This is a genomic window from Methylotuvimicrobium buryatense 5G (genome assembly GCF_000341735.1).
GTDB lineage: Bacteria > Pseudomonadota > Gammaproteobacteria > Methylococcales > Methylomonadaceae > Methylotuvimicrobium > Methylotuvimicrobium buryatense.
On the sequence record NZ_KB455575.1, the window covers coordinates 3,819,014 to 3,825,013 of the forward strand.

Genomic DNA, 6,000 nt, shown 5'->3' on the forward strand with positions numbered 1-6,000 from the left:
GGGGATGAACCGTTTTCGACCACTCAGGCAATGGGGCTTCTCAAGCGTTCCCCACACCCGTGGGGATGAACCGTGATCGAGCAGGCGTTTAAAAATTTGGGCGTGGCGTTCCCCACACCCGTGGGGATGAACCGCGTGACCCCGTATTCTTTGTATTTCTGCTTTAGCGTTCCCCACACCCGTGGGGATGAACCGTTTACGAATCATTACCGACGGTTCACCAGATCGCGTTCCCCACACCCGTGGGGATGAACCGACGAAACGATTCGATCTTTTCGGGGAAATGCAGCGTTCCCCACACCCGTGGGGATGAACCGTCTATCCCGGCGTTCAAGTGATGATCGGGACCGCGTTCCCCACACCCGTGGGGATGAACCGATAACAATAAATGTAACATTACTATCCTTACTGCGTTCCCCACACCCGTGGGGATGAACCGAAAAAAAGCGCGGCGAACTTAAACCGCGCGAGGCGTTCCCCACACCCGTGGGGATGAACCGACATCATCACGGTTGAGGGGATCGAGTGGAGCGCGTTCCCCACACCCGTGGGGATGAACCGCCGGGTGAACGCTATGTAATCGGTGCTGACGTGCGTTCCCCACACCCGTGGGGATGAACCGTTTCTTTATGCGTTTCAGTAAAATCAGGAATTGCGTTCCCCACACCCGTGGGGATGAACCGCTATTGCTGCACGTCAAAAACAATTAGCCGAAGCGTTCCCCACACCCGTTGTCAATGGCCAACAGAATTGAGCCAGTTTTGGCCATTTAAATTGAGCCACTTTTCCAGGGTTACGATGCTTGATTTAGCTTTGATTTGAGTCGATAACTTTCCCCTCCTAGCATAAAAATGTGTGAATGATGGATGATGCGGTCGACGATGGGTACGGCAACGTTGTCATCGATAAAAAACTCGCCCCAGTTGGTGAATTCCTTGTTGGTGGTCAGGATCACCGAGCGGTATTCGTACAGCGCGTTGATGAGTTGAAACAGGTTGTGCATGCCTTGTTTGTTCATCGGCAGGTAACCCAGTTCGTCGATGATCAGTACATCGAATTTGAGCAGTTGGTTGATTTTCTTTTTCAACTCGCCTTTGAGTTCGGCCAGTTCCAAGGCCTCCATCAAGCCTAGCGCGGTGTTGAAGCTGACCTTATAACCGGCATCGATGGCTTTCAGGCCGATGCCGATGGCCAGGTGGGTCTTGCCGACCCCGGGCGGTCCGATGAAGACCACATTGTCCCGATTGTCGATAAAGCCGAAGTCGAGCAAACTGTTGACTTCCCGTTTACTGATGGTGGTCTGAAAGCGATAATCGAACTCTTCCAGGCTTTTGAGCAAAGGAAAGCCAGCGCGTTTGCGGTTTTGCTCGATGCGCTTGGCGTTGCGCTGGCGCTGTTCGTGTTCAACCAAGCTTTCGGCAAACTGCAGGTAGGAGCTTTCATGGGTCTCGGCCTGGCTAAGCAAGGTCGGCAAGTGCTCTGCAATTGCCGTCAGGCACAAGCCGCGGTATTGCCGGGCGACCTGATCAATGGACGGCATGGCGCTCTCCTTGGCCAGCCGAGTGGCCATTCAGGGCACGATAACGGGCCAGCGGGCGTTCTTGCTTGATGGCTGCAGTGGGCGGCTCTGATGGCTGAATCGATAGGGAGTCCTGCTCCACCGACTGGACGTCGCTGTCGCCCGAGCGTCCCGCAGACTGCCGCCATGCGTCCAGCCGTTCTTTCAGGCCGCTGGCCGTTAACCGAGGCGTGTCGATCAGCCGTGTCAGCACCGCTTCGGGAATCGCACCCTGCCGGTTGATCTGCTCGGTTAGCACCTGCTTGGCACCGGCCAGCTGGTCTTTGTAGATTTTCGGCGAGCTGGCTTTCAACAGGGCACATAGCTGAGTCACGACCGCCGGAGACGGCAGCAGTTCATGCAAGTCCTTTTCAAGCGTTTCGATGCGTAGCGACATATCCCGGTAATGATGCCGGTTCTTAATAATTTGCCCCTTTTCTAGACACACAGCATGTTCGGCGATCACTTTGTGAGTACTGAGATTGCTGATCTGGATGACGCCGTTAGCTTCATGCACGGCGACACGGGCGCATTGATACGCCATCGGTACCGGGTATTTATTGGATTGCCAGGCGATCAAGCCGGTTTTATCCGCCTTGCGGGTGATGCGGGCCTGGCTGGCGGTAGCGTCAACACAAGACGGCGTCAGGTAAGCCCGCATATGGCCTTGCTCGTTGGCCGCGTAATGTATCGCCGGTTGTTGGCCGGTGGTGCCGTGTCGCCGTTGATTGGCTATCCCGTCGAGCCAGTCGGTCATATGGGCCTTCAAAGCATCCCAGTCGGTAAAAGTCTCGCCATACAAGGCATTTTGTTTGACGTATTTGACCCCGGCCTCGACCTTGCCTTTGCTTTCCGGATCATAACCTTCACAAGCCCGAATCGTGAAGCCCGCTGCCGTGGCGTACTGATGGAAGCGCTGGTTCAAGCGCAACTCGCGAAACACTTCGCTAATGACCACCAGCTTGGTCTGATCGTACACGCACTCTTGCGGTATGCCGCCGAAATAGCGAAATGCCGCATCGTGCTGGCGAATCAGCGTTTCGGTATCAATAGGCTTGGCACAGATCGAAACATGCATCAGACGCGAATACGACAGCACAAACACCATGAAATATACCGTCGTCGCCACGCCGCCAATCATCACATCGCGCAGTTCGCCGCCATCGACCTGGCATTGTTCGCCCGGCACCATGTCCAATACCGGCTCATAATAACGCGCCTGCTTAAAGCTAATCTCTTGCTTGAGAGCCTGTATATAACGCCGTACCGAACGGTCGGAAACGGCCAAATCGTCCACTTTGGCCTTCAGTTTGCGCAGCACTTTGACCGCTGACAAGCCCGGATAGGTTTGCAGCAACTGAATAATGTAGTCGCGGTAATCGTCCAGCTTCTTACCTCGGGCTATCTCTTCCTGCAGGGCACTAATGTCCGCAGCCGACAGCTTCAGGTATTTGCTCACGGTGTTACGGGAAATACCCAATTGACTGGCAATCTGACGCTCGGATAAGCCGTTGCCATCGTTGTATAACGCTTTAATCTGATGGATCACAATCCACTCCTTCATGACGCTCCCTGGAAAAAATTCAGGGACTCTGTCAGATTTATTGGTATAAATAAAGTCTGAAAAAGTAGCTCAAAATTGTTGGCCATTTCTGGCTCAGTTTAATTGGCCATTAACAAAACTACGGGGTTACTATAATTTCTACGGTATTCGAGGGAACAGCAAAAGCTTAAGCAGTTTTGCATATCGAGTAGGGCAACTCTTCTATAAATGGCTGAACAGGCGTAGCCAACGCAAAAGCTATAATGTAGTTGGGTTCAAAGCATTACTTAAAGACTTTGAATTAATCAAACCGAGGATATGCCATGATTTCTAAGAATACTTGTGCGGCGAATATGTGCGAAGTGAGCAGTTCAGAAGAGCCCGGTGCGGTAATTCCGCACGCCGGGATCTGTGAGGGGGCAGTTGGGTAACTGGCTGTTCTACCTTGATCAGGCCACTGGAGGCAATTTTGGAATCGGCCGCCCGGTCCGCTGATGATCAATGACGGCAGCCAAATAAAGCCAAGGGGATTGCTGTCTTTTACGGCAGGTTTCGATCACGCTGATTAAAATGGCGAATACCCGCGAGCCTTGCTCGGTGCGCGTGCCATAGCTGATGCGTCTCAAAATCACCCAATGCCGCAAGGCCCGCTCGGCTTCGTTGTTGGTCAACGGCAAATGATAGGACGCAACGACCTGAAAGATCGCATCCCAATCATTGAGCATTTCACCGGCTAGCTCACGCGTCTTTTTATGCGTTGCTTCGCGCAGGCTTTCGCATAGCGCTCGATAGAGCGCTAGTGATTCTTGAAAGGTTTCCGTCAACGGTTTGTCGGGTGGGTCGACGCGGGCCTCACGAATCGCGTTCATCAGCGTATTCAGCAACGCCAGTGTTTGTTTACCGAACTGGCGGGCCACAGGGTCGAAACTCTCTTCCAGCCCTTGGGCTTTGCGCAGCAGATGCGCCCAGCAGCGCACACGATTCGGGTATCTGCGATAGGCTTGGTAGCCATCGCTCATGAGCCAGCCCAAATAGTCTTCGCCCAAGAGGTTTTCGAGCAATTCGGCACTGCGGTAGGCAATCCAGTAAGCGGTCACGCTATCCGTGCTGAACACCCAGAGCCATAAGAAGGTCGTCAGTTCCATCCAGGACGTTTCATCGACATGCAGTAATTGACTATTGACTACCGCCTCAATGAGTTCGTCTTCGATCGGCATCGCCGCCGCGCCGCTTTCATGCAGGGTGTTGTTGATCGTGCCGACACTGAGACTTAACCCTAACCAATCCTGCAAGAATTCGCGGATGCGCTCACGGGATAGCCGCATGCGATAGGCCAGACACACAATCAAGGCGGCCAAACCCGGCCCGACCAGGCGCCATTCGCTGCACACGACGTTCGGCAAACTGCCGTGGGTCACGTGACGATACGGTTCGTCTCGCGTCACATGGCCGCAGTGACACGTCGCTTCATAATAGCTATGCCGCGTCGTGATTAATCTCAAGCCCGGATCGTTCGCGTCAGCCCAGGTGAGGTCAACGGTATCAAAAGCGGTATACGCTTTTTGCTGACTTGTTGTGAACACAGTACCGCAACACGCGCAAAGCTCGGGACGATGGTCTTGATAGTCGGTCACTGGCAGGACTTGCTGTCTGCCGAAGCCTTGCGCACCAGGCTGCTTACCGGGTTTACGCACATCATCCGAAGCTTGAGACGAGTCGGTTTGAGAATCTTGTTTGGATTCTTTAGCAGGTGGCTCGGGTGAGGTGTTATCTGTTTCCTGGTCCGGCGTGTCTTCGCCAGCGTCTATAGCATCGGTATCACTGGCTGTATCGTTCGCCTTATCCCACGGTGCTTCACTACTGGGTGGCCGGGAGCTATTGCGCGAGTTTTGCTTCAAGCGCTCGCGTGCTTCCTTGAGATCGTTGAGCAAGCGAATCGAAAGGCGACGCAAAGCCTCTTCCGGCAAGTCAAGAAGCTTGTCTTCATCCAGTTGGTTTAGGTCATGATCGCTCAGTTGCATGGCGCACAGAATACGTCTTGGTGGCTAAAAAAATACAGTTTTTTAATGACTGATTGGATGATTTTTGTAGTGATCAAGGTAGAACAGCCAGTTACCCAACTGCCCCCTCACAGATCCCGGCGTGCGGAATTACCGCACCGGGCTCTTCTGAACTGCTCACTTCGCACATATTCGCCGCACAAGTATTCTTAGAAATCATGGCATATCCTCGGTTTGATTAATTCAAAGTCTTTGAGTAATGCTTTGAACCCAACTACATTATAGCTTTTGCGTTGGCTACGCCTGTTCAGCCATTTATAGAAGAGTTGCCCTACTCGATATGCAAAACTGCTTAAGCTTTTGCTGTTCCCTCGAATACCGTAGAAATTATAGTAACCCCGTAGTTTCCTATTTAGCTTGGCAAATAGGATTTTCTTCGGTAATCCACTGTATTTTCGGAACCATTCTTTGAGCTTAGGAATGAGCACGAAATAACTTGAGCAAGTAGTCGTTGCAATGCGGTAAAGTTAACGAACCTAAAACATTACCCCAAAACTTATAGTGAAGCCTGCTTACCCAATAGAAATTGAAAAACAAATGCAAGAAGTGTTCGACCGTCTATCCGAAAAAGATAAGCGTTTGTATGCGGGGGTTGAAGCATTAAAATTTCCTTATGGCGGCATCAGCTATATTGCTCAGCTGTTTTCCTGTTCTCGCAATACCATCCGACGAGGGATAAATGAACTGAAAGAGAAGGCAATTATCCCCAAAAAACGGGATAGAAAAGCGGGCGGAGGTCGAAAACAAACTATTAAAAAACACACGGATATTAATGACGCGTTTCTGTCTATTTTAAAAGAGCATACGGCAGGCGACCCGATGGATGAAACGAAAAAATG

At 52.0% G+C, this 6,000-nt stretch carries 5 protein-coding genes and 1 CRISPR repeat array (1 of these 6 running past the window's edge); of the genes, 1 reads left to right on the plus strand and 4 read right to left on the minus strand.

Translation table 11 applies throughout. From position 1 onward, the window contains the following. A CRISPR array of direct repeats spans positions 1-683; the repeat unit is 29 nt; unit sequence GCGTTCCCCACACCCGTGGGGATGAACCG (it extends 2,034 nt beyond the left edge of the window). 110 nt (positions 684-793) lie between these two features. The 4 genes from istB to METBU_RS29255 all read right to left on the minus strand — a co-directional run bounded on the left by istB (position 794) and on the right by METBU_RS29255 (position 5,589). Continuing rightward, positions 794-1,540 carry an IS21-like element helper ATPase IstB gene (gene istB / locus METBU_RS0117275; RefSeq protein ID WP_017841818.1) on the minus strand — a complete coding sequence of 249 codons (747 nt, stop codon included), beginning with the start codon at positions 1,538-1,540 and terminating at the stop codon, positions 794-796. Beyond that, positions 1,527-3,107 carry an IS21 family transposase gene (gene istA / locus METBU_RS0117280; RefSeq protein WP_412768469.1) on the minus strand — a complete coding sequence of 527 codons (1,581 nt, stop codon included), beginning with the start codon at positions 3,105-3,107 and terminating at the stop codon, positions 1,527-1,529. Before istA ends, istB begins: the two co-directional genes overlap by 14 nt. Before the next feature lie 443 nt (positions 3,108-3,550). Then, positions 3,551-5,122 (minus strand): IS66 family transposase, encoded by a 1,572-nt coding sequence (tnpC, locus tag METBU_RS24560; protein WP_017841820.1) that lies wholly within the window; start codon positions 5,120-5,122, stop codon positions 3,551-3,553. A 188-nt stretch (positions 5,123-5,310) separates the two neighbouring features. Continuing rightward, on the minus strand, positions 5,311-5,589 hold the full coding sequence (locus tag METBU_RS29255; protein ID WP_201764871.1) for a group II intron maturase-specific domain-containing protein: 279 nt from the start codon (positions 5,587-5,589) through the stop codon (positions 5,311-5,313). 109 nt (positions 5,590-5,698) lie between these two features. Between METBU_RS29255 and METBU_RS24565 the strand changes: the two genes are divergently transcribed. Then, positions 5,699-6,000: helix-turn-helix domain-containing protein (locus tag METBU_RS24565; protein ID WP_144053596.1), on the plus strand; the 302-nt coding region annotated here is incomplete at its 3' end.

What these genes read in the sequence shown, in the direction of transcription:
- istB (WP_017841818.1), bottom strand. Translation starts at nt 1,540, where the DNA reads ATGCCGTCCATTGATCAGGTCGCCCGGCAATACCGCGGCTTGTGCCTG.
- tnpC (WP_017841820.1), bottom strand. Translation starts at nt 5,122, where the DNA reads ATGCAACTGAGCGATCATGACCTAAACCAACTGGATGAAGACAAGCTT.